The organism is uncultured Comamonas sp. (assembly GCF_964277875.1).
Classification (GTDB): domain Bacteria; phylum Pseudomonadota; class Gammaproteobacteria; order Burkholderiales; family Burkholderiaceae_C; genus Comamonas; species Comamonas sediminis.
In genome coordinates this window covers 19,502-39,328 of the sequence record NZ_CAXYJV010000046.1, presented here as the reverse complement: position 1 = coordinate 39,328, position 19,827 = coordinate 19,502, and the positions used below count along the sequence as shown (strand labels likewise).

The following is a 19,827-nucleotide window of genomic DNA, read 5'->3' as shown; positions in this document are numbered from 1 at the left end:
GAGAGAGCATATGTTGAAGAAATCCCTGTCTGCGCTGAGTCTGGCCATGCTGGCCCTGTCCGCCCAGGCCCACCAGGTCTGGCTGGAGCCTGCCGGTGCCGACCAGGCCGTGGTGCTGCGCTTTGGCGAGTTTGGCGACAATTTGCGCGAAGCGTCTCCTGGCCTGCTGGACCACTTTGGCAAGCCCCAGGGCGTGCTGATCAGCGCCAACGGCGAAGAAAAGGCTGCGGCCGGCAACAAGACCGCCCATGGCTTTACGCTGCCTTTCAACGTCCAGGATGGGGTCTCCATCGTCGCTGAAGATGCCAACTACCCGCTGTCCAAGTTCAAGCGCGATGGCAAGGATGTCACCAACTGGTACCACCCTGCTGCACGCTTGGTCACCGGCTTTGCCGCGCAAAAGCCCAAGCTGGCGCTGGACCTGACACCGACCGGCAAGGACGGCGAGTTCAAGGCGACCTTCAAGGGCCAGCCGCTGGCCAAGACCCAGGTCGCGCTGGTCACCCAATCGGGCTGGATGAAGGAAGGCCACACTGACGCGCAAGGCCTGGTGCAGTTCGACCTGCCCTGGCAAGGCCAGTATGTGGCCGAGATCAAGCACAACGACCGCACGCCCGGCGAACGCGCTGGCGAAAAGTACGACGGCGTGAGCTATGTGACGTCGGTCACCTATGTGAAGCCACAAGGCCTGGCCCCGCTGGCGGCCGGCCCGGTTGCCACGCCTAACCCGGCCAAATGACCAGCCCAGCGCTGAGCGGCGCGTTGCGCGCCGCGCTGACCAAGGCCTGCCAGGTCGGGCCGCTGCTCTCGCGCATCGTCGCCGCCATCGGCGGCGGCTATGCGCTGGCGGCGGTGGCCAGTGTTGCCGCGCTGGCGCTGCCGATGGACAAGCCCCAGGCCGTGCTGGCTGGCACGATGGCCAGCTTTCTGGTCTACACCGGCGCGGTGGTCTGGGTGTTCGCGGTGCGCTCGGCCACCCGCGCCTGGCTGGGGCTGCTGCTGGCAGCGATACCGCTGCTGCTGGCCGCCTGGCCGGTATGGAATGGAGTGACTCCGGCATGACTGCCAACGATAAAAAACATAGCAAACCCGGTAAGCCCGCCGCACGCGGCATTCGCCAGACCATGTCCGACCTGCACATCTGGGCCGGCCTGCTGGTGGGCTGGATTCTGTATGCGATGTTTCTCACCGGTACGGTGAGCTATTTCAAGGAAGAGATTTCGCAGTGGATGCGGCCCGAGGTGGCCCACCAGGCCGCCGTGCCCAATGCCGCTGAAGTGGTCCCCCGCATCGCCGAGGAGCTGCAGCAGATGGTGCCCGGCAGCTCGCAGTGGAGCCTGGGCATGGCCGATGCGCGCAACAACGTCGTGAGTGCGTTCTGGCGCATCGCCAAGCCCGCGAAGGGCGAGCGCGGCTTTGGCAGCGCCGTGTTCGATCCGCAAACCGGCCAGAAGGTCAGCAGCCGCGAGACTGTGGGCGGTGAGTTCTTCTACCGCTTCCACTTCCAGTTCCATTACATGCCGGTGCTCTGGGCCCGCTGGCTGGCCAGTTTCTGCGCGATGTTCATGCTGGTGGCCATTGTCAGCGGCGTGATCACGCACAAGAAGATCTTTGTCGACTTCTTCACCTTCCGCTGGGGCAAGGGCCAACGCTCCTGGCTGGATGCGCACAATGCGCTGTCGGTTTTCGGCCTGCCTTTCCACGCGATGATCACCTATACCGGCCTGGTCACGCTGATGGCGATGACCATGCCCTGGGCCAGCAGTGCCGCCTTCAAGACCCAGGCCGAGCGCCAGGCCATGCAAAGCGAGATCAGCGCCTTCGTTCCTGCCGGCAAGCCCAGCGGCCAGGCTGTGCCGCTCGCCCCGTTGGGCGATATGGTGCGCCAGGCCCAACAGCGCTGGGGCGCGGACCGCATTGGCCGCGTCACCGTCAACAACGCCGGCGACGCCTCGGCACGCGTGATCGTCACCTACGGCGATTTCGAGCGCGTGTCGATCAGCCCCAAGTACATGCTGTTCGAGGGCAGCACCGGCAAGCTGCTGGAGGTCAAGGACCAGGTGGGCGCGGCAGCCGAGACGCGGGGCGTGCTCTATGCCTTGCACCTGGGCCGCTTTGGCGATACCACCGTGCGCTGGCTCTACTTCCTCACCAGTCTGGCAGGCACGGCCATGGTGGGCACGGGCCTGGTGATGTGGACCGTCAAGCGCCGCACCAAGCTGCCCCATCCGGACAAGCCGTACTTTGGCTTCTGGCTGGTGGAGCGGCTGAACATCGCTGCCATTGCCGGCCTGAGCATCGGCATGGCCGCCATGCTCTGGGCCAACCGCCTGCTGCCGCTGGACATGGAAAAGCGCAGCGACTGGGAGATCCACTGGTTCTTCATCCTCTGGGGGGCCAGCCTGGTCTGGGCCATGCTGCGGCCTGCCAAGCGCGCCTGGGTGGAACTGCTCTGGGCCGGTTGCGCGGCGCTGGCCTTGCTGCCGGTCGTCAATGTGCTGACCACGGACCGGCCGCTGTGGCGCAGCGCCATCGACGGTGACTGGGTGTTCACCGGGCTGGAGCTGACCTTGCTGGCGTTGGCCGCGCTGCATGCCTGGCTGGCGATCCGCACCTGGCGCCACCAACCCAAGCGCAAGCCGCAGCGCCAGGCGGCACCGCGCCCGGCTGCCAACTCCCCGGCGCCTGCCGCCCGGGATGTGGATTCCGGCGCAACGGCTGCCAGCGCGGCCATGGCGCCCGATCTGCAGGAGGCCCGGCCATGAACCACCTTGCCATTCAGCTGGTGTCGCTGCCGGCGTTTGCACTGCTGGCGCTGGCGATGGACCGCCACCAGCTCGATCTGTTGGGCCGTGAGCTGCCACCCGGCCCCACCCGGCGCCTGCGCCTGGCCGGCTGGCTGGCGCTGCTGGCCTCGCTGGCGATTGCCGTGGGGCTCAAGGGCTGGTCGCTCGGCCTGGTCACCTGGTGCGGCCATATCTCGCTCAGCGCCGCGATTGTCCTTCTCACGATGGTGGCCTGGGAACGCCGCAAATCTGTAAAAAAGTGACACGCAGGCGGGCCGGGGGCCCGTCTTGCCTCATTTCGTCTTCGACCCTGCCTACAATCTCCGTTGCCGCGACTAATAAACACATATAGCGGGTAACTAACAGATTGAACGGAAGGGGAGGCGGTTTGTCACGTGTCTTAGCAACCGAAGCCGAGGTGGTGGCGCTGTCCCCGGATGCCTCTTCCACCAAGGCGGCACAAGGGTTGAAGAACCCCAGCAAATGGCCCAGCCTGGGCTGCAACGAAACGGCAGCCTGGGGCGAATGCCAGGGCAGCGGCTCCAAGCCCTACCAGACCCAGGTCGACCTGAGCGGGCCGTCGTTCAAGTGCTCTTGCCCGAGCCGCAAGTTCCCCTGCAAACATGGCCTGGCGCTGATGCTGCTGCGCGCTGCCGGCCAGGTGGCCGACAACGCCGAGCCACCCGCCTGGGTCAGCGCCTGGCTGGACAGCCGTGCTGAAAAAGCCGAGAAAAAAGAAGCCAAGGCCGCTGCCATTGCCGCAGCGCCCCCGGCCGATCCCGCGCTGCTGGCCAAGCAGCAAGCCAAACGTGACGACAAGCGCTGGGACAAGGTGGCCGCCGGCATGCAGGAGCTGCAACTGTGGATGCAGGACATGCTGCGCAATGGCCTGGCCAACCTCTCGGGCGACCAGCAGGCGCGCCAGCACTGGAACACCATGGCCGCGCGCATGGTCGATGCGCAGGCCAGCGGCATGGCCGCCCGCATCAAGGACGCCTGGGAGCTGGTGGACAGCCACCCCCAATGGTCGCGTGACCTGCTGGTGCAGTTGGGCCACTGGCAACTGCTGGCCGATGCGGTGGCACGCCGCGATGCGCTGAGCGCCGATACCCGTGCCGATGTGATGGCCGCGCTGGGCTGGCCCATGGACAAGGCCGAGGTGCAGGCACGGGGCGAGGCGCTGGCCGACGACTGGTTGGTCGTGGGCCTGCGCCAGATCGAACGCGAGGGCCGCCTGCTGGAGCGCCGCGTCTGGCTGCAGGGCCAGCACAGCGGGCGCATCGCCTGGTTGCTGGATTACGCGCAGGGCGGGCGTGGTTTTGAGACCGCCTGGGTGCCGGCGCAAAGCTACCGGGGCAGCCTGCATTTCTACCCCGGCCAGGCACCGCTGCGCGCCATCGCGGGGGCTGATATCGAACTGCTGGCTCCCGGCGCCGGCGCCCCGTTGGGCGAGGGCGCATGGCGCGATGCGTTGGCGCAGCTGAGCCAGCGCATTGCCGCCAATCCCTTGCAGCCGGTGCAGCCGCTGTGGTGCGGCCAGGCGCGTCTGCAGGTCAGCGCGGGCCAGTGGTATGCGGTCTGGCCGCAAGGGGATGCGGCCGCCGCGCTGGTGAAGCTGGCCGTGGCCGATGACCATGCCTGGCAGCTGCAGGCACTCGGTGGAGGCGCGCCGATGGCGCTGTTTGGCGAATGGGAGGGCGGCCAGCAGTCAGGGCGCTGGCGCCTGCTCAGTGCCTGGCAGGCCGGCGATGGCCAGGCGCCGTGGACCAACATCTGGCAGAACCGGGGTGAAGTGCTGTGAGCCATGCAAATCTTTGGGCTGCGCTGCAGCAATCGGCGCTCGTCGGCGCCGAGCGGCTGGCGCTGCCAGCCATCTTTACCCAGGGCATCGACCGCACGGCGCCCGCCAGCCATCAGGCGCTGCAGGCGGCTTTGCTGCAACCGGCAGACAGCAAGGCGCAGCAGTTGCTGCGCGCCACCGCGGTGGCAGCGGTGCTGGAGCAGGCCGGTTGGCGCCCCGCGCAACCCGCTGCGACGGTGGCAACTGCCGCTTTGCCGCCACCGGCCGCTGAATCGCGCCCGGCGCCGCAGGGCGAGCCGCTGTTGCGGTTGCTGGGCGAGGTGCTGCAGGGCAATGCGCCCGAGCTGCTCGCGCTGGCCTTGGCCAGCCTTGATGAAGCCGGCCAGCGCCTGCCTTATGCGCTGTTGGTGGATGCGCTGCACCAAGGCCGCCAATCGGTCGAGCTGCGCCAGTGGCTGACCCCGGTGCTGGGCGAGCGCGGCCGCTGGCTGGCCGCCCAGAACCCGCAGTGGGCCTATGCGCATGGCGTGCAAGAGACGGCCGATGCCGAGCAGATCTGGCAGGAAGGCTCGCTGGAGCAGCGCGTGGCCTTGCTGCAGCAGCAGCGTGCCACGGACCCGGCAGGCGCCCGCGCGCGGCTGGAAGCCAGCCTCAAGGAGCTGGGTGCCCGCGAACGCGCACCGATGGTGCAGAGCCTGGCGCGCGGCCTGTCGGCAGACGACGAGGCCTTGCTGGAAAAGCTGCTCGGCGACCGCAGCAAGGAGGTGCGCGAATCGGCCGCCAGCCTGCTCGCGCGCCTGCCGCACAGCCCGCACAGCCAGCGCATGGGCGCCGCGCTGCAGGCCATGCTGAGCCAGGATGCCCAGGGCGAGTGGCAGATCGAGCCGCCGCAGGAAGGCCACAAGGACTGGGAGCGCGATGGCGTCACTTTGCAGCCGCCCGCCTATGTCAAGGGCCATCGCGCCTGGTGGCTGCAGCAACTGGTGGAACTCACGCCCCTCGATTTCTGGCACCAGCAACTGAACAAGACGCCCGAGCAGCTGTGGGAATGGAGCCGGCGCAGCGACTGGAAAAGCGCGCTGCGCCAGGGCTGGATCGCGGCGTTGCGCGCCCAGCGCGATGTGCGCTGGCTGCCACTGATCCAGAGCATGGAGAGCGACTCGCGCAGCAGCGATGTGCTGCCGCTGCTGATGGCCGAGCTGAGCGCCGAAGAACGCGAAACCCAGTGGCTGGCACAGCTGCAGGCCAAGCTGGGCAAGAGCGCGTTCATCGAGGCCATCCACCGCATCGACGAGGGCATGGGCCGCACCGAGTTGCTGTCGCCTGCGATGTCCCGCTGGTTGCTCGAGGCCTTGCTCGGCACCTTGCAGTCGCGCCAGCCTGCGGGCAACTGGCACAGCTGGCAGGCAGACCATGCGATTCTTGCCTGCGCACGCCGCCTGCAGGTGGGCGACCTGGAGCGCTTTGCGCAGCTGTGGCGTGCGCCACCTGCGGCAGCGCCCGCCGAGCCCGTGGCGTCGGACGACGCTAGCGCACTGGTGGTGCCCGAAGGCAGCGGCGAGGCCGACATCGCCAAGCTCCAACAGGAGCAGCAGGCGCGCCTGGAGCGCTCGCGCCTGCGCCCCTGGGATGACGAGCAGGTGCTCGCCCAACTCAACCGCATTGTCGATCTGCGCCTGGCGCTGCAAGCGGCCCGAATCGCCTGATGGCGCCCACCACGAACCTTTTGATCTCTACCGGAAGCACACCATGAGCCAAGTACTCCGCCAGCACGCCGAGCAGCAATTTGCCGAAGAACTGGATGCCTTGCAAAAGGCCGATGACCGTCCGCGTCCACCGAACTGGAAGCTCTCGCCCTGGGCCGTGCTGCAGTACCTGATGGGCGGCACGCTGAGCAATGGTTTTGAAGTGAGCGCCAAGTACATCGGCAGTCCGCGCCTGATGGAGATTGCCGTCTCAACCCTGGCCACCGACCGCGCACTGCTGCTGTACGGGGTGCCTGGCACCGCCAAGTCCTGGGTGTCCGAGCATCTGTCGGCGGCGGTGAGTGGCGACTCGACCATGCTGATCCAGGGCACGGCCGGCACCAGCGAAGAGCAGCTGCGCTATGGCTGGAACTATGCCCAGCTGCTGGCCCACGGCCCGTCGGAAAAGGCGCTGATCCCCAGCCCGCTGGTGCATGCGATGAAGCTGGGCAAGATCGCCCGCATCGAAGAGCTGACCCGCATCCCTGCCGATGTGCAGGACACCCTGATCACCGTGCTGTCCGAAAAGACCTTGCCGGTGCCCGAGCTCTCGACCGAGTTCCAGGCCGTCGCCGGCTTCTCGGTGATCGCCACGGCCAACAACCGCGACAAGGGTGTCAACGAACTCTCCAGCGCGTTGAAGCGCCGCTTCAACACCGTCGTGCTGCCCGTGCCTGCGTCGCAGGATGAGGAGGTGCAGATCGTCACCAAGCGCGTGGGCGAGCAAAGCCGCGCGCTGCAGCTGCCTGCCGAGGCCCCGGCACTGGAAGAAGTGCGCCGCGTGGTGCAGATCTTCCGCGAGCTGCGCCATGGCCAGACCGAAGACGGCAAGACCGTGCGCATCAAGTCGCCCAGCTCTACCTTGTCGACCGCCGAAGCGATCTCGGTGATCAACAGCGGCATGGCGCTGGCCGGCCATTTTGGCGATGGCGTGCTGCGTGCGCACGATGTGGCCTCCGGCCTGCTGGGCGCCGTCATCAAGGACCCGGTGCAGGACAGCGTGGTCTGGAAGGAATACCTGGAGACGGTGGTGAAGGAGCGCGCGGAGTGGAAGGATCTCTACCGCGCCTGCCGCGAGCAAATCTAAGCCGCTGATACCGTTCTTCTTCTGCCCCCGACAACGCTGACCGAGCCCATGGCCACTTCTGCTGACAACGTCCATTTCTTTGGCATTCGCCACCATGGCCCGGGCTGTGCGCGCAGCCTGGTGCAAGCGCTGGCGCAACTGCAGCCCGACTGCCTGCTGGTGGAAGGCCCGCCCGAGGGCGAGGCCCTGCTGCCGATGCTGCGCAGTGCCGAGCTGCGCCCGCCGGTGGCCATGCTGGTGTACATGCAGGACGAGCCCAGCCAGGCGGCGTTCTACCCCTTTGCCGAGTTTTCGCCCGAGTGGCAGGCGCTGCAGTGGGCGAGCGCGCAGGGGGTGACCACGCGCTTTATCGACCTGCCCCAGACCCATGCGATGGCCCAGGACTGGGCGCGGCGCCAGGCGCTGAAAAAGCCGGAGCCTGCGCAAGACGTGGATGGCGAAGAGGGCGAGGACGATGCGGTGAAGGCAGCGGACGAGGCGCCAGGCGATGCCGCCGAGGCCAGCGCCGACACGGCCCCGGTCGCCGATGTGGACAGCGATGCAGCGGATACCACTGCGCCCCCGCAGGCGCCGATGCGCGACCCGCTCGACTGGCTCGCCCATGCGGCCGGCTTTGAGGACGGCGAGAGCTGGTGGAACCGCCTGGTGGAAGAGCGCGGCAACAGCGAAGCGCTGTTTACCAGCATCAACGAGGCCATGACGGCGGTGCGCAGCGAGCTGGGTGACGAGGGCGAGGCCTGGCGCGGCCCGCACCATGTGCTGCGCGAGGCCCAGCGGGAGGCGCATATGCGCCAGTGCATCCGCGAAGCAGTTAAGGCCGGTTACCAGCGCATTGCCGTGGTCTGCGGCGCCTGGCATGTGCCGGCCCTTCAGCTAAGCACCACCGCCAAGGCCGACAGCGCGGTGCTCAAGGGCCTGCCCAAGGCCAAGGTGCTGGCGACCTGGGCGCCCTGGACCTACCGCAACCTGGCCAGCCGTAGCGGCTATGGCGCAGGCGTCACCTCGCCGGGCTGGTACGAGCACCTGTGGCAGTGCTACCGGGCCGATGCGGCCTTGGCACAGCAAGCGGAAGAAGGCCTGTCCGTACCTGCACGCAGCGCGCGTGATGCCGCCACCTTGCGTACCGCAGGCTGGCTGACCCGCGTGGCACGCCTGCTGCGCGACAAGGACCTGGACTGCTCCAGCGCCCACATCATCGAGGCCACCCGCTTGGCCGAAGGCCTGGCTGCCATGCGCGGCCAGCCGATACCGGGATTGCAGGAGATCAACGAGGCCATCGTCACGGTGGTCTGTATGGGCGAGACCGCGCCGCTGAACCTGATCGACGACGAGCTCACCGTCGGCCATGTGCTGGGCACGGTGCCCGCCGATGTGCCGCAGGTGCCGTTGCAGCGGGATATCGAGCAGCAGCAGAAATCGCTGCGCATGAAGCCCGAAGCAGCCAGCAAGCTGCTGGCCTTGGATCTGCGCAAGGAGACCGACCTGGCGCGCAGCCATTTTCTGCACCGCCTGCGTTTGTTGGGCATTGGCTGGGGCACCCGTGCCGCCGATGCGCAGCGCAACCGCGGCACCTTCCGCGAGAGCTGGCAGATGCAGTGGGAGCCGGAGCTGGCCGTGCGCATCATCGAGGCCAGCGTGCATGGCGCCACCGTGGCGCAGGCCGCCACCGCGCGCCTGCGCGCCAGCCTCTCGCCCGATACCCCCTTGCCCGAGATTGCACAGGCGATTGACGACGCGCTGCTGGCGAACCTGCCGCAGCTGGTCGAGTCGCTGATTGCCACGTTGGCTGATCGCGCGGCCACCACCGGTGATGTGGCCCAGCTGCTGCAGGCGCTGCCGCCACTGGCCAATGTGTACCGCTACGGCAGCGTGCGCCAGACCGATACCGCCCTGCTGGCCACGGTCATCGATTCGCTGGTGCTGCGCGCAGCCATTGGCTTGCCAGTGGCCTGCATGGCGATGGACGAAGAGGCCGCTGCGGCGATGAAGGGCAAGGTGCTGGCCGCGCACGAGGCACTGCGCCTGCGCGGCACCGATGCCCAGGCCGCCGTGGACGCCTGGCGCGCTGCGCTGCGCAGCCTGGCGATGGGCGATGCCGCTGCGGCCTTGCTGCGCGGCATGGCCTGCCGGCTGCTGCTGGACGAGCATCTGCTAGACAGCGCCGAGGTGGTGCTGCAGTTCAACCGCAACCTGTCGCTGGGCGCGGCGCCGCTGGATGTGGCCGCCTGGCTGGATGGCTTTTTGAACCAGCAGGCGCTGGTGCTGCTGCATGACGAAGCGATCTGGGGCGCCGTCGATGCCTGGCTGGCCGGGCTGGGCGAAGTGCAGTTTGCACAGATCTTGCCGCTGGTGCGGCGCAGCTTTGCCCACTTCAGCAAGCATGAGCGCCAGAGCCTGGGCGACAAGGCCCGGCGCGCGCCGGTGGCCGGTGCTGCCGCGCCTGCTGCGTTGGCAGCCGGGGATGACGATTCGCCCTGGGACGAGGCGCGCGCCGTGCTGGCGCTGCCGCTGCTCAACACCTTGCTGGGGCTGGAGCTGCCGCCCGAGTTGCTGGCGCAGATCGCCGCTGCCTCGGCCCCCCGCAACGACGCCCCAGCGCTGGAGTGATGACGATGACGAATGCCACCCATTCCGCGCCAGGACCGGCGCAAAACGATAGCCAAACCCTGGCCGCCGACGCGGCAGAGGCGCTGCAGCCAACCACCCGCTTGCAACGCTGGCGCATGGTGCTGGGCAGCCCGGCCGATGCCAGCTGCGGGACCGTGGGCGGGCGCCTGCAGGAGATGGACCAGGCGCTGGCCGCGCTCTACGAGGGCGACAGCCAGCTGGGCTCACGCAAGGGTGGCCGGGGCAATTCTTCGCCGTCGGTGTCGCGCTGGCTGGGCGATATCCGCAAGTACTTCCCCAGCCAGGTGGTGCAGGTGATGCAGCGCGACGCGATGGAGCGCCTGCAGCTGCGCGAGTTGCTGCTGCAACCCGAGATGCTGGAGAACGTGCAACCCGATGTGCACCTGGTCGCCAACCTGATGTCGCTGGGCTCGGTCATCCCGCAAAACACCAAGGCCACCGCGCGCCTGGTGGTGCGCAAGGTCGTGGACGAGCTGATGAAAAAGCTCGAAGAGCCGATGCGCAGTGCCGTGGCCGGCGCGCTGGACCGCAGCCAGCGCAACCGCCGCCCGCGCCATGCCGAGATCGACTGGAACCGCACGATACGCGCCAATCTGCGCCATTGGCAGCCCGAGTACAAGACCATCGTTCCCGAGACCTTGATCGGCTATGGCCGCAAGGCGCGCCGCCCGCAGCGCGAGGTGATTCTGTGCATCGACCAAAGCGGCTCCATGGCCAACTCGGTGGTCTATTCCAGCATCTTTGGTGCGGTGATGGCCAGCCTGCCTGCGGTCGCCACCAAGCTGGTGGTGTTTGACACGGCCGTCGTGGACCTGACCGAGAAGCTCGACGACCCGGTCGATGTGCTGTTTGGCGTGCAGCTGGGCGGCGGCACCGACATCAATGGCGCCGTGGGTTATTGCCAGAGCCTGATCAGCGAGCCGCGCAACACCATCCTGGTGCTGATCTCGGATCTGTACGAGGGGGGCGTGGAGTCAGGCCTGCTGCGCCGCGCCCATGAGCTGGTGGAGTCGGGCGTGCAGTTCATCACCTTGCTGGCGCTGAGCGACGAAGGTGCCCCCGCTTACGATGCCGCACTGGCGGCCAAGCTGGCCGCCTTGGGCGTGCCTTCCTTTGCCTGCACGCCGGACGCCTTCCCGCAGCTGATGGCCGCTGCGATCCGCCGCGATGATGTGGCCGCCTGGGCGGCGACCCAGGGCTTCAAGACCAGCCAATAACGGCCAACAGCGGCCAACAGCGGCCAGAAAAAAGCCCTGCGGAGCAGGGCGGTTGGAGTAAACAGGGATGGGTGGTTGAAGACGTTCAGCGGCCCAGCGAATCGGGCAGCGGAAAGCCGGTAATCCGCTTGGCGCGCGGCGGTGCATAGGTGCGCACCTTGGAGGTCTTGAGGCCCAGGCGCACCAGCGATTCGGCAATCGTCACCGCTGCAGCCACGCCATCGACCACCGGCACGCCGGTGCGGCTGCGCACCTTGTCTTCGAGCTCGGCCATGCCGCCGCAGCCCAGGCAGATCACCTCTGCATGGTCTTCTTCAACAGCCTTGGCGGCCTGCTGCACGATGGCATCGACCGCGCGCTCGGGCTGGCTCTCCAGCTCCAGCACGGCCATGCCGCTGGCGCGCACCGAGGCGCAGCGCGCATCCAGACCGGCCAGCTTGAGCCGGTCTTCGATCAGTGGCACGGCCCGGTCCAGGGTGGTCACGACGGCGTACTTGTGGCCCAGGAACATGGCCGTCGATGCCGCTGCCTCGGTGATGTCCACCACCGGCACTTCCAGCAGCTCTTGCAGGCCTTCGCGGCCATGCTCGCCGTAGCCGGCCTGGATGACGGCATCAAAGGGCTGGTCATAGCGCATGACCGCATCCATCACACCGACAGCGCAGAGGTAGCTCTCAAAATTGCCCTCCACCGACTCGGCGCCAAAACGCGGGGTGAGGGCGACGATCTCGGTGCCCGGTGCCGCTGCCCGGCGCGCCTGGGCGCCAATGGCCTCGGTCATGCTCTCGGTGGTGTTGACGTTCACGATCAGAATGCGCATGCAAAAAACTCCGTCTCAATGTTGGGCATGGTTCACGGCAATGGCCTCGCCGTCCTGGTCTTCGTAGTGCTGGCCCTTGGGGGTCAGCAGCCAGTAGAACAGGCCGCCGAGCCCGGCTGCAATGAACCAGGAGAAATGGGACACCGACTCCAGCGCCGGCAGAAAGGCGAACAGCAGCGCAATCAGCGCCGAGGGCACCAGGGCCTGGATGGCGCGGCGGTTGACGCCGTTGTGGTAATGGTAAGGGCCACGGTGGTCATCGCTGTAGAGGGCAGGCACATGCACGCGCTCCTTGCGGATCAGCCAGTAGTCGGCCATCACGATACCGAACAGCGGGCCCAGGAAGGAGCCCAGGCCACCGAGGAAATACAGGATCACCAGCGGCGAATCGTAGAGGTTCCACGGCAGGATCACAAAGCCCAGGATGGCGCTGACCAGCGCCGCGCGGCGGAAGTTGAGCTGGCGCGGCAGCAGGTTGGCCAGGGCCAGCGCGGGGGCGACAAAGTTGGCCATCAGGTTCACGGCGATGGTCAGGATCAGCAGCGACAGGCTGGCCAGGATCAGCAGCGGCTTGTTGGGGATCTTCTCGACGATGTCGGTGGGGCTGAGAATCAGGGTGCCATCGATGGCCAGTTGGCCGCCGGTCAGCACGACGACGATCAGGCCGAAGATCAGCATGTTGATGGGGATGCCCCAGAAGTTGCCCTTGACCACGGCGCTGCGCGAGGTGGCGCCCCGGGTGAAGTCACAGAAATTGAGCACAAAGGTGCCGTAGATGGCGACCCACAGCGAAGCCGCACCCATGATCTGCACCCACATCGCCCCACCGGTGCTGGGCTGGGGCGCCGTCCACTGGATCCTGCCGCCCGAGCTGTACAGCACCCAGCCGGCCAGCGCGATGAAGGTCACCAGAATCACCGGGCCGGCAAAGGCCTCGTACTTGCGGATGCTCTCCATGCCCCAGCAGGCAATCATCGTCTGCACCACCCACAGCAGGCTGAAGCTGATCCAGCCCAGCACCGGCAGGCCCAGCACCTGGTGCGCCAGCAGCGCCTGCAGGCTGGGAAAGAGGGTGATCAGCAGCACATCGAGCACCTTGGAGGCCAGGTAGGTCTGGATGCCGAACCAGGCAATCGCGACGCCGCCCCGGATCAGCGCCGGGATCTGCGCGCCCCGCGTGCCAAAGCTGATGCGGCTCATCACTGGAAAGGGCACGCCCGTCTTGGGGCCCATGAAGCCCGACAAGGTCAGCAGCACAAACAGCAGTGCGGCGCCCATCATCAGCGCCGTCAGAATCTGCCAGCCGCCCAGGCCCAGCGCAAACAGGCCGATGGCAAAGGCATAGTTGCCCAGGCTGTGCACATCATTGGCCCACAGCGTGAACAGGCTGTAAGCGCCCCAGGACCGGCTGTCTTTCCGGGTGGGTGCCAGGTCCTTGTTGTAGAGCGAGGGGCATACACCAGCGGGCAAATCGGTGGTGGCCGCGGGCCGCTGCTGGGCGGGGTTGAAGGCAAAGCCTGCGTTCTGGTCTGCTGCAAGATCGGTCATTGACATCCTTGGATCGGGCGCATCCAGGTGCGCCTTAGTAACGGCCTGGCGGCCTGATTTGTCTCGTCATGTGCGCGGTTCCATGCATGGCATGTGCAGCAGAGAAGCGGGCCTCAATGGCTATGCTTTGTGTGCACATATGCATACATTAAGTGTATACAAAGCGTCCAAAAATGAACTAGGGCCAACCCTGAAAGGGCGCCGTTGCTGTTGCCTGGGAGACGCGTTTACCGGCGCTGCCAGAGGGCGCATCGCAGCAGCGCGGGTACATGAGGTTGCTCTTGTTTCGGCCTGTAGCTATCGGCCGTTTCGCTGCACCAACGCTGGGGCACCAGGCAGAAATGCGATCCATTTCTAAAGAGCCTGGCGCCTCCGGGGCCATGCGCCGCAACGCGCTGCGCAAGGTTTAGACTGCGGGCTCCCTTGGGGAGTAGCCTGCTTCCGCGCTGGAAGCGTCTGCGTCAACATACTCGGCATGACCCATGCTGTGGCGCAGACATCCGTTCTTCGGTTGGCGAGACCATCGGCATGCCAGCACGACCTCGGTCGGGCAGTGGTGGCATGCCGTTGTGCTCATGCCCGACTGTCCCAGAAGAACCTCCGATGAACGCTGCTTCCATTTCCCTGTTGGCGCTTGCCATGTCTACCGATGCCTTTGCCGCCGCGATTGGCAAAGGCTCTGCCCTTGTCAAACCCCGTTGGTCCGAGGCGCTGCGCACCGGCCTGATCTTTGGTGTCATTGAGGCCATCACCCCGCTGGTGGGCTGGGCGCTGGGCTATGCCGCTGCCGATTATGTGAAGGCCTGGGACCACTGGATTGCCTTTGTGCTGCTGCTGGTGCTGGGTGGCCGCATGGTGCTGGGCGCTTTCAAAAGTGCCGATGAACCCGGGATGGGCCGCCCGGCGCGCCATGGCTTCTGGCTGCTGGTCGCGACCGGCTTTGCCACCAGCATTGATGCGATGGCGGTGGGCGTGGGCCTGGCTTTCCTGGATGTGAACATCACCGTGGTCGCGCTGAGCATCGGCTTTGCGACCTTTGCAATGGTGACCTTGGGGGTGATGGTGGGCCGTGTGCTGGGCCATATCACCGGCCGCTGGGCAGAGGCGGTGGGTGGCGTGGTGCTGATCGCGATTGGCTCGCTGATTCTGTACGAGCACCTGGTGGCGGTATAAAAGCAGGCCCTCTGCGGTTGCCACGGCAGAGGGCTTTGGTGTGTGGCCCTGTAGGAGGACGGCGCCAGACAAAACAAAGCCCCGCAGAGCGGGGCTAAAGTGAGAGAGATCAGTGAGCCTGCAATCGCTGCGGGTGCCGGGTTTTCAGTTCTGGCTCAACCGCTGGCAAGCTGCGCTGATATCAGAAGCGGGCAGGAGCACGCTTACGGTCACGTTCGTCTTCAGGCCAAATAGCAAACACTTCAGTCATTTCAGTCCTTTCACCTTTCTGGTGTAGATGGGTGTACAACGGGCCGCGCGCTGAAGTGGTTGACAAGGCCTGCATAAAGTTTTGTGAACAACCTCCAACAAAACGTAGAGATCACCGTTTTACGGGGCTTGAGACGGCATTGCATTGTGAAATCGCTATGATTTGCCACCTAATTTGGACAGGGAGTGCGTAATGGCTGGTGCTGGTTTATTGATGTTGCTCGATGATATTGCGACCTTGCTTGACGATGTGGCGCTGATGACCAAGACGGCTGCGGGCAAGAGCACGGCCATCCTGGACGATGTGGCCACGCAGACCAAGGTGGCGGTGCAAAAGACGGCGGGGGTGCTGGGCGATGACCTGGCGCTGAATGCCGAGCAGGTGACCGGCGTCAAGGCCAACCGGGAGTTGCCGGTGGTCTGGGCGGTGGCCAAGGGCTCACTGAAGAACAAGGCCATTTTGGTGCCGGCAGCGTTGCTGATCAGTGCTTTTGCGCCCTGGCTGATCACGCCGCTGTTGATGATTGGCGGCGCTTTCCTGTGTTTTGAGGGGGTGGAGAAGGTGCTCAGCCTGTTCCACAAGCCCAAGCACACCCATGACGCCGTCAAGGAGTCTGAGCAGGCCGCACAAATGGGTGTAGCCCCTTCGTCGGTCAAAGCCGCCAACGAGAAGAACATGGACCCGGTGGCCTATGAAAAGGCCAAGGTCGCGGGTGCCGTCCGGACCGATTTCATTCTGTCGGCCGAGATCATGGCTATTGCGCTGGGCACCGTCGCCAGCAAGCCGATTGCCGAGCAGTTGGTGGTGCTGGTCGCTGTGGCGCTGGCGATCACCGTGTTTGTCTATGGCCTGGTGGCCGGCATTGTGCGTATGGACGATGTGGGCATGTGGCTGATGCGCAAGACCAGTGCCGCTGCAAAGGCGTTTGGCCGGGGCCTGATCGCTTTTACGCCCTGGCTGATGCGCGGCTTGTCGATTGTGGGTACGGCTGCGATGTTCATGGTGGGCGGCAGCTTGCTGGTGCACGGCATCGGCCCGATCGAGCACTGGCTGCAGAGCACCGTGACCCCGATGGGCGGTGTGGTGGCCCTGCTGGCACCGACGCTGGTGCACGTGGTCGTCGGCGCGGCCATTGGCGGCTTGGTGGTGCTGGCGGTGGAGGCCTGGCACAAGTTGCGCGGGCACTGACCAGCAGCAGCGCCGCATCGTTGGGATGCGGCTGCAGTAAAGACCTCAAGGCGGCATCGCAACAGCGGGCCGCCTTTTTTCACGGCTTGTTTTGTCTCGTTGATCTGGGTCAGGGCCGCCTGGCGCGTAGAGGAAGAAGATGCAGGGCATGGACAGCAGGCAGATCTGCCACCCACCTATCCGGCGCTTGGCGCTGGCCGGGCATGCAGATGCTGGCTCGTTTCAGCTACTTTTCAATCCATGCGAGCAAGATCGCAGCGAGGGCAATGATGATGAAAAAGATGATGTTGGCAGCGGCGGCTGTATGTGCAATGGCGTCGGGCGCCGCGATGGCGCAAGAGGCGCAAAGCCCCTGGCAAGTGCGTTTGCGTGCGGTGCACCTGGACAGCGCCAACAAGGACTCCACCGGCCTGGGTCTGTCGATCAATGACAAGACCATTCCCGAAGTGGATGTGACCTACTTCTTCACGCCCAACATCGCGGCCGAGCTGGTGCTGACCTACCCGCAAAAGCACGACCTGCGCTCGGACGGCGCCAAGATCGGCACGCTCAAGCACCTGCCGCCCAGCCTGCTGGCGCAGTACCACTTCACCAACATGGGCGCGTTCAAGCCCTATCTGGGCGCTGGTGTGAACTACACGCGCTTCTCGAACGTGAACTTCGCACCGGCGGTTGAGGCCGCGCTCGATCCATCGATCAAGAAGAACAGCTTTGGCGCCGCACTGCAGATCGGCTTTGACTACATGCTCGACAAGAACTGGTCGATCAACGTGGATGTGAAGAAGGTCTACATCAAGACCGATGTGCGCTCGGCGGGCACCAAGGTGGGAACCTTCAAGGTCGATCCTTGGCTGCTGGGTGTCGGTGTGGGCTACCGCTTCTAAACGGGGTCTGAAGCCGTCCACGGATCAAAGAGCACTGTGATTGAGCCGCTTGTTGCAAGCGGCTCTTTTTTTGCGTGCGAGGGCCCTTCAGACCTTGGCCAGCGCCTGCTCCAGATCGGCCAGCAGGTCATCGACATGCTCGATGCCGACGGACAGACGCACCATGCCTTCGCTCACACCTGCTTTTTCCAGCTCGCCACTGTCGAGCTGGCGGTGGGTGGTCGAGGCCGGGTGCGTGGCCAGTGATTTGGCATCGCCAATATTGACCAGGCGCGTGAACAGCTGCAAAGCATCCAGAAAGCGGGCGCCTGCGGCACGGACTTCGCCATCGGCGGCCTTAAGGCTGAACGACAAAATACCCGAGGCGCGGCCGCCCGACTGCTTTTGCAGAATGGCATGGTCCGGGTGATCAGGCAGGCCGGCATAGCGCACCCAGGCGACCTTGGGGTGCTTTTGCAGGGTCTCGGCGATCTTCTGGGTGTTCTCGCAAATGCGGTCCATGCGCAGCGCCAAGGTTTCGATGCCTTGCAGGATCTGGAACGCGTTCTGCGGCGAGATGGCCGCGCCCATATTGCGCAGCGGCACCACGCGCGCGCGGCCGATGTAGGCCGCAGGGCCCAGCGCTTCGGTATAGACCACGCCGTGGTAGCTCACATCGGGTTCGTTGAGGCGCTTGAAGCGCGCCTTGTGCTCCGCCCAGGGGAAGGTGCCGCTGTCGACGATGGCGCCGCCGACGCTGGTGCCATGGCCGCCGAGGTATTTGGTGAGCGAGTGCACGACGATGTCAGCGCCATGCTCGATGGGGCGCAGCAGGTAGGGCGATGGCACGGTGTTGTCGACGATCAGCGGCACGCCATGGCGGTGGGCCACATCGGCCAGCGCGCGGATGTCGGTGACATTGCCCAGCGGGTTGCCGATGGACTCGATGAACACGGCCTTGGTCTTGTCGTCGATCAGTGCGCCAAAGCTGGCCGGGTCACGCGGATCGGCAAAGCGCACCTCGATGCCTTGCTGCGGAAAGGTGTGGGCAAACAGGTTGTAGGTGCCGCCATACAAGGTGCTGGCCGAGACGATGTTGTCGCCCGCTTCGGCCAAGGTCTGGATGGCGGCGGTGATCGCTGCCATGCCCGAGGCCAGTGCCAGCGCGGCAATGCCGCCTTCCAGCGCGGCCACGCGCTTTTCCAGCACATCGGTGGTCGGGTTCATGATGCGGGTGTAGATATTGCCCGGCACCTTCAGGTCAAACAGGTCGGCGCCATGCTGCGCGCTGTCAAAGGCGTAGGCCACCGTTTGGTAGATGGGCACTGCCGCAGCCTTGGTGGTCGGGTCGGGCGAATAGCCTGCGTGAACGGCCAATGTCTCGATGCGCATGGTGTTGGAATCCTTTTTGTGGGCAGAAATATGCCTCCCGGTTGTAGCAGTTTTGTGCGGCAGACCAACGATTTTTTGGGTATGAGCTTATGAGCGCTCAGCGCCATCAACACGCTCAGAGCCAGGTATTGACCGCCAGCCCGCCCAGCACCAGCCAGACAAACAGCACCAGCCCCAGCAGCAAGGGCTTGATGCCCGCAGCCCGCACGGCGCGCACATGGGTGGTGAGCCCCAGGCCGGCCATCGCCATCGTCAGCAAGGCGTTGTCCCACTGCACACCGATGGCGAGCGCCTGCGCAGGGATGACGCCCAGCGAATGGATGCCCGCGACTGCGACAAAGCCCAACGCAAACCAGGGAATGGTGATCTGGCGGGCCTGCACGGCGCCACCGGCTGCCGGCTGCCGGACCGCTGCAGCGCTGCCAGGGCGCCTGGCCAGCCACAGCGACAGCGCGATCAGAAACGGGGCCAGCATCATCACCCGCACCATCTTGGCGACCACGGCAGTATCGGCCGCGCTGCTGCTGACGGCGCCGCCAGCCGCCACGACCTGGGCGACCTCGTGCACGGTCGAGCCGACCCAGAGGCCATAGCCGGCCTCGGTCATCTGCAGACTGGGTGCGAGCCACTGGTAAAGCACGGGGTAGAGAAAGGTGCCCACCGTGCCAAAGACCACCACGGTGGCAATCGCGACCGCCACATCATCAGCCCGCGCCTTGGCCACCGGAGCCGTGGCCAGCACGGCCGCTGCGCCGCAGATGGCGCTGCCCGCGCCCACCAGCATGCTGGTGCGTGCATCCAGCCCCAGCCAGCGCCGGCCCAGCCATTGCGCCAGCACAAAGGTGCTGATGAGCATCAGCGCATCGGTCAGCACTCCGGCCAGGCCCACGGCGGCGATGTCCTGGAAGGTCAGGCGCAGGCCATAGAGGATGATGCCCAGGCGCAGCAGCTGCTGCTTGGACAGCCCGACTCCCGCTGCCGCCGGCGCCTGTACCGCGCCATAGACGGTATTGCCCACCAGCATGCCGATGACGATGGCCACCGTGAGCGCGCTCAGCCCATGGCTGCTAAACCAGGGCAGTGCCGCCAGCCCGCTGGCCAGCCAGGCAATGGCCGCGCACAGCAGCAGGCCGGGCGCCAGGCGTCTGGCGGTATCGAGCCAGTGGCCGTGGCGCAGCCGGGGGAGGGGGAGGTGGGCGAGTGACATGGGCGGTTCCAGACGCCCTGGCAGGGCCGAAAGCGGCAGGCTGCTGGGCGATGTGGTGTCACTATAGAAATTATTCTTATATCTGTATAACGGATTGTTTGATTAAGTTCTATCGATAAAAT

The 19,827-nt window shown here is 65.9% G+C and carries 16 protein-coding genes and 1 riboswitch; of the genes, 12 read left to right on the top strand and 4 right to left on the bottom strand.

Features of this window, described 5'->3' with window-relative positions; all coding sequences use genetic code 11:
- The first annotated feature begins 13 nt into the window (after positions 1–13).
- The 9 genes from ACHWUQ_RS18875 (at position 14) to ACHWUQ_RS18835 (ending at position 11,264) form a co-directional block, all read left to right on the top strand.
- Entirely contained in the window at positions 14–739 is a 726-nt protein-coding gene (locus ACHWUQ_RS18875) for a cobalt ABC transporter substrate-binding protein (RefSeq protein ID WP_394682064.1), read from the top strand.
- The gene (locus ACHWUQ_RS18870; RefSeq protein ID WP_312836131.1) at positions 736–1,062 is read left to right on the top strand and encodes a DUF3649 domain-containing protein; all 327 of its coding nucleotides are present in this window, start codon (positions 736–738) and stop codon (positions 1,060–1,062) included. Before ACHWUQ_RS18875 ends, ACHWUQ_RS18870 begins: the two co-directional genes overlap by 4 nt.
- Positions 1,059–2,765, top strand: a complete 1,707-nt coding sequence (locus ACHWUQ_RS18865) for a PepSY-associated TM helix domain-containing protein (RefSeq protein ID WP_394682054.1) — start codon at positions 1,059–1,061, stop codon at positions 2,763–2,765. The genes ACHWUQ_RS18870 and ACHWUQ_RS18865 overlap by 4 nt, the downstream gene beginning before the upstream one ends.
- Positions 2,762–3,049 (top strand): DUF3325 domain-containing protein, encoded by a 288-nt coding sequence (locus ACHWUQ_RS18860; RefSeq protein WP_394682053.1) that lies wholly within the window; start codon positions 2,762–2,764, stop codon positions 3,047–3,049. Before ACHWUQ_RS18865 ends, ACHWUQ_RS18860 begins: the two co-directional genes overlap by 4 nt.
- Before the next feature lie 125 nt (positions 3,050–3,174).
- Positions 3,175–4,587 carry an SWIM zinc finger family protein gene (locus ACHWUQ_RS18855; protein WP_394682052.1) on the top strand — a complete coding sequence of 471 codons (1,413 nt, stop codon included), beginning with the start codon at positions 3,175–3,177 and terminating at the stop codon, positions 4,585–4,587.
- Positions 4,584–6,293, top strand: a complete 1,710-nt coding sequence (locus tag ACHWUQ_RS18850) for a DUF5691 domain-containing protein (protein ID WP_394682051.1) — start codon at positions 4,584–4,586, stop codon at positions 6,291–6,293. Before ACHWUQ_RS18855 ends, ACHWUQ_RS18850 begins: the two co-directional genes overlap by 4 nt.
- Before the next feature lie 43 nt (positions 6,294–6,336).
- Positions 6,337–7,419 carry an AAA family ATPase gene (locus ACHWUQ_RS18845; protein WP_239808734.1) on the top strand — a complete coding sequence of 361 codons (1,083 nt, stop codon included), beginning with the start codon at positions 6,337–6,339 and terminating at the stop codon, positions 7,417–7,419.
- A 48-nt stretch (positions 7,420–7,467) separates the two neighbouring features.
- Entirely contained in the window at positions 7,468–10,026 is a 2,559-nt protein-coding gene (locus ACHWUQ_RS18840) for a DUF5682 family protein (protein ID WP_394682050.1), read from the top strand.
- 116 nt (positions 10,027–10,142) lie between these two features.
- Complete coding sequence (locus ACHWUQ_RS18835; protein ID WP_312416084.1) at positions 10,143–11,264, top strand: VWA domain-containing protein; 1,122 nt, start codon at positions 10,143–10,145, stop codon at positions 11,262–11,264.
- Between the two features lie 85 nt (positions 11,265–11,349).
- On the opposite strand, the gene ACHWUQ_RS18830 is transcribed toward ACHWUQ_RS18835, so the two are convergent.
- Positions 11,350–12,084: an aspartate/glutamate racemase family protein gene (locus ACHWUQ_RS18830; protein WP_021027627.1), complete on the bottom strand. Its 735-nt coding sequence runs from the start codon at positions 12,082–12,084 to the stop codon at positions 11,350–11,352.
- 15 nt (positions 12,085–12,099) lie between these two features.
- The gene (locus ACHWUQ_RS18825) at positions 12,100–13,632 is read right to left on the bottom strand and encodes an NCS1 family nucleobase:cation symporter-1 (protein ID WP_239808732.1); all 1,533 of its coding nucleotides are present in this window, start codon (positions 13,630–13,632) and stop codon (positions 12,100–12,102) included.
- 420 nt (positions 13,633–14,052) lie between these two features.
- Positions 14,053–14,218, top strand: a riboswitch (yybP-ykoY riboswitch).
- A 17-nt stretch (positions 14,219–14,235) separates the two neighbouring features.
- On the opposite strand from ACHWUQ_RS18825, the gene mntP reads away from it, so the two are divergent.
- The 3 genes from mntP (at position 14,236) to ACHWUQ_RS18810 (ending at position 17,127) form a co-directional block, all read left to right on the top strand.
- Complete coding sequence (gene mntP, locus ACHWUQ_RS18820) at positions 14,236–14,805, top strand: manganese efflux pump MntP (RefSeq protein ID WP_239808731.1); 570 nt, start codon at positions 14,236–14,238, stop codon at positions 14,803–14,805.
- A gap of 442 nt (positions 14,806–15,247) precedes the next feature.
- Entirely contained in the window at positions 15,248–16,243 is a 996-nt protein-coding gene (locus ACHWUQ_RS18815; RefSeq protein WP_312527092.1) for a DUF808 domain-containing protein, read from the top strand.
- A 272-nt stretch (positions 16,244–16,515) separates the two neighbouring features.
- On the top strand, positions 16,516–17,127 hold the full coding sequence (locus ACHWUQ_RS18810) for an OmpW family protein (RefSeq protein WP_230773008.1): 612 nt from the start codon (positions 16,516–16,518) through the stop codon (positions 17,125–17,127).
- 87 nt (positions 17,128–17,214) lie between these two features.
- Here ACHWUQ_RS18810 and ACHWUQ_RS18805 read toward each other — a convergent pair whose 3' ends face one another.
- Positions 17,215–18,498 (bottom strand): O-acetylhomoserine aminocarboxypropyltransferase/cysteine synthase family protein, encoded by a 1,284-nt coding sequence (locus ACHWUQ_RS18805; RefSeq protein ID WP_394682049.1) that lies wholly within the window; start codon positions 18,496–18,498, stop codon positions 17,215–17,217.
- Between the two features lie 115 nt (positions 18,499–18,613).
- A complete protein-coding gene (locus ACHWUQ_RS18800) occupies positions 18,614–19,705 on the bottom strand; it encodes a YeiH family protein (RefSeq protein WP_373451022.1) in 1,092 nt (363 codons plus the stop codon).
- Positions 19,706–19,827: the final 122 nt, after the last annotated feature.

Excerpts from the sequence above, each read along its gene's own strand:
- ACHWUQ_RS18825 (WP_239808732.1), bottom strand. The coding sequence starts at position 13,632 with ATGACCGATCTTGCAGCAGACCAGAACGCAGGCTTTGCCTTCAACCCC.
- ACHWUQ_RS18870 (WP_312836131.1), top strand. The coding sequence starts at position 736 with ATGACCAGCCCAGCGCTGAGCGGCGCGTTGCGCGCCGCGCTGACCAAG.
- ACHWUQ_RS18840 (WP_394682050.1), top strand. The coding sequence starts at position 7,468 with ATGGCCACTTCTGCTGACAACGTCCATTTCTTTGGCATTCGCCACCAT.
- ACHWUQ_RS18800 (WP_373451022.1), bottom strand. The coding sequence starts at position 19,705 with ATGTCACTCGCCCACCTCCCCCTCCCCCGGCTGCGCCACGGCCACTGG.
- ACHWUQ_RS18835 (WP_312416084.1), top strand. The coding sequence starts at position 10,143 with ATGGTGCTGGGCAGCCCGGCCGATGCCAGCTGCGGGACCGTGGGCGGG.
- ACHWUQ_RS18830 (WP_021027627.1), bottom strand. The coding sequence starts at position 12,084 with ATGCGCATTCTGATCGTGAACGTCAACACCACCGAGAGCATGACCGAG.
- ACHWUQ_RS18815 (WP_312527092.1), top strand. The coding sequence starts at position 15,248 with ATGGCTGGTGCTGGTTTATTGATGTTGCTCGATGATATTGCGACCTTG.
- ACHWUQ_RS18805 (WP_394682049.1), bottom strand. The coding sequence starts at position 18,498 with ATGCGCATCGAGACATTGGCCGTTCACGCAGGCTATTCGCCCGACCCG.
- ACHWUQ_RS18845 (WP_239808734.1), top strand. The coding sequence starts at position 6,337 with ATGAGCCAAGTACTCCGCCAGCACGCCGAGCAGCAATTTGCCGAAGAA.
- ACHWUQ_RS18865 (WP_394682054.1), top strand. The coding sequence starts at position 1,059 with ATGACTGCCAACGATAAAAAACATAGCAAACCCGGTAAGCCCGCCGCA.
- mntP (WP_239808731.1), top strand. The coding sequence starts at position 14,236 with ATGAACGCTGCTTCCATTTCCCTGTTGGCGCTTGCCATGTCTACCGAT.
- ACHWUQ_RS18860 (WP_394682053.1), top strand. The coding sequence starts at position 2,762 with ATGAACCACCTTGCCATTCAGCTGGTGTCGCTGCCGGCGTTTGCACTG.
- ACHWUQ_RS18810 (WP_230773008.1), top strand. The coding sequence starts at position 16,516 with ATGAAAAAGATGATGTTGGCAGCGGCGGCTGTATGTGCAATGGCGTCG.